The sequence below is a fragment of the Arthrobacter sp. TS-15 genome (assembly GCF_006964045.1).
Lineage (GTDB): Bacteria > Actinomycetota > Actinomycetes > Actinomycetales > Micrococcaceae > Arthrobacter.
In genome coordinates this window covers 2,181-5,452 of record NZ_SDXQ01000016.1, presented here as the reverse complement: position 1 = coordinate 5,452, position 3,272 = coordinate 2,181, and the positions used below count along the sequence as shown (strand labels likewise).

The window sequence follows — 3,272 nt, the reverse complement described above, 5'->3', positions numbered from 1 at the left end:
AGTTGTTGGTTCCTGGTTCGAACGGTTGTTGTTCGGGAACCACATAGTGGACGCGTGCAGTGTGTGTTGTGTGGTGTAAGTTGTTGGCCTATTAGTACCGGTCAGCTTCACGAGTCTTTAGTCCTCGCTTCCACATCCGGCCTATCAACCCAGTGGTCTGGCTGGGGGCCTCTCACACATAATGTGTATGGAAATCTCATCTTGAAGCGAGCTTCCCGCTTAGATGCTTTCAGCGGTTATCCCATCCGAACGTAGCTAATCAGCGATGCACTTGGCAGTACAACTGACACACCAGAGGTTCGTCCGTCCCGGTCCTCTCGTACTAAGGACAGCCCTTCTCAAATTTCCTGCGCGCGCAGCGGATAGGGACCGAACTGTCTCACGACGTTCTAAACCCAGCTCGCGTACCGCTTTAATGGGCGAACAGCCCAACCCTTGGGACCTACTCCAGCCCCAGGATGCGACGAGCCGACATCGAGGTGCCAAACCATGCCGTCGATATGGACTCTTGGGCAAGATCAGCCTGTTATCCCCGAGGTACCTTTTATCCGTTGAGCGACGGCCATTCCACAATGTACCGCCGGATCACTAGTCCCGACTTTCGTCCCTGCTTGAGATGTCTCTCTCACAGTCAAGCTCCCTTGTGCACTTACACTCGACACCTGATTGCCAACCAGGCTGAGGGAACCTTTGGGCGCCTCCGTTACTTTTTAGGAGGCAACCGCCCCAGTTAAACTACCCATCAGGCACTGTCCCTGACCCGGATCACGGGCCGAAGTTAGATGTCCAAAGTGACCAGAGTGGTATTTCAACGATGACTCCACCCGAACTGGCGTCCGGGTTTCAACGTCTCCCACCTATCCTACACAAGCCACTCCGAACACCAATACCAAACTATAGTAAAGGTCTCGGGGTCTTTCCGTCCTGCTGCGCGTAACGAGCATCTTTACTCGTACTGCAATTTCGCCGAGTTTATGGTTGAGACAGCGGGGAAGTCGTTACTCCATTCGTGCAGGTCGGAACTTACCCGACAAGGAATTTCGCTACCTTAGGATGGTTATAGTTACCACCGCCGTTTACTGGGGCTTAAATTCTCAGCTTCGCCCGTAAGGGCTAACCGGTCCTCTTAACCTTCCAGCACCGGGCAGGAGTCAGTCCGTATACATCGTCTTGCGACTTCGCACGGACCTGTGTTTTTAGTAAACAGTCGCTTCCCCCTGGTCTCTGCGGCCCACACCCGCTCACGGAGAGCAAGTCTCCATCACGGGGCAGGCCCCCCTTCTCCCGAAGTTACGGGGGCATTTTGCCGAGTTCCTTAACCATAATTCTCTCGATCGCCTTGGTATTCTCTACCTGATCACCTGTGTCGGTTTGGGGTACGGGCGGCTAAAACCTCGCGTCGATGCTTTTCTTGGCAGCATAGGATCACCGGATCCCCCCGAACGGGGGTCCCATCAGATCTCAGGATTGTGCTCGAAACACACAGGAACGGATTTGCCTATCCCTGACCCTACATCCTTAGACCGGGGCAACCATCGCCCGGCCCGGCTACCTTCCTGCGTCACACCTGTTAATACGCTTACCTCCCGGGATCAGATCCCGCGCTCGGCCAAAACCCACACACCACAAGGGTGATAGGGCAGGCTCCGGGCGGTTAGTATCCCCCGCTTGGCATGGACGGTTTTTCGCCGGTACGGGAATATCAACCCGTTGTCCATCGACTACGCCTGTCGGCCTCGCCTTAGGTCCCGACTTACCCAGGGCAGATTAGCTTGACCCTGGAACCCTTGATCATTCGGCGGACGGGTTTCTCACCCGTCTTTCGCTACTCATGCCTGCATTCTCACTCGTGTAGGCTCCACCGCTGGTTTCCACCGCGACTTCACTGCCCACACGACGCTCCCCTACCACTCCACACCCCTGAACCACGAAGGCTAGGGCAATATGTGAAATCCACAACTTCGGCGGTGTACTTGAGCCCCGCTACATTGTCGGCGCGGAATCACTTGACCAGTGAGCTATTACGCACTCTTTCAAGGATGGCTGCTTCTAAGCCAACCTCCTGGTTGTCTTCGCAACTCCACATCCTTTCCCACTTAGCACACGCTTAGGGGCCTTAGTTGGTGGTCTGGGCTGTTTCCCTCTCGACTATGAAGCTTATCCCCCACAGTCTCACTGCTGCGCTCTGACTTACCGGCATTCGGAGTTTGGCTGACGTCAGTAACCTTGTAGGGCCCATCGGCCATCCAGTAGCTCTACCTCCGGCAAGAAACACGCAACGCTGCACCTAAATGCATTTCGGGGAGAACCAGCTATCACGGAGTTTGATTGGCCTTTCACCCCTACCCACAGCTCATCCCCTCCATTTTCAACTGAAGTGGGTTCGGTCCTCCACGACGTCTTACCGTCGCTTCAACCTGGCCATGGGTAGATCACTCCGCTTCGGGTCTAGATCACGCCACTACACTCGCCCTATTCAGACTCGCTTTCGCTACGGCTACCCCACACGGGTTAACCTCGCGACGTAACACTAACTCGCAGGCTCATTCTTCAAAAGGCACGCCGTCACAGTAACAAGACTGCTCCGACGGATTGTAAGCACACGGTTTCAGGTACTGTTTCACTCCCCTCCCGGGGTACTTTTCACCTTTCCCTCACGGTACTGGTCCGCTATCGGTCATTAGGAAGTATTTAGGCTTATCAGGTGGTCCTGACAGATTCGCACGGGATTTCTCGGGCCCCGTGCTACTTGGGATACTCCCCAGGCCGTGCACAACATTACGGTTACGGGGCTCACACCCTCTCTGGCCGGCCTTTCAAGACCGTTCACCTATGCCTGCACCTCACCTCACTGGTCCGGCAGAACCAGAACGGAAAGTCCCACAACCCCGCCCATGCAACGCCCGCCGGCTATCACACATGAAACGGTTTAGCCTGATCCGCGTTCGCTCGCCACTACTAACGGAATCACTATTGTTTTCTCTTCCTGCGGGTACTGAGATGTTTCACTTCCCCGCGTTCCCCCCACGCACCCTATGTGTTCAGATGCGGGTCACACAATCACCATGACAGCGTTGTGCGGGGTTTCCCCATTCGGACATCCTGGGATCAACGCTCGGTTATCAACTCCCCCAGGCTTATCGCAGATTCCTACGTCCTTCTTCGGCTCCTAATGCCAAGGCATCCACCGTGTGCCCTTAAAAACTTGACCACACAAAGACCGGACTCTCATCCGGTCATGCATCATCTATTCGAGAGAACCACGACCACAA

General features: G+C 55.2%; 1 rRNA gene. It reads right to left on the bottom strand.

The features are described from left to right. Positions 1-70: 70 nt before the first annotated feature. Positions 71-3,211 (bottom strand): 23S ribosomal RNA (locus tag EU811_RS06545). Positions 3,212-3,272: the final 61 nt, after the last annotated feature.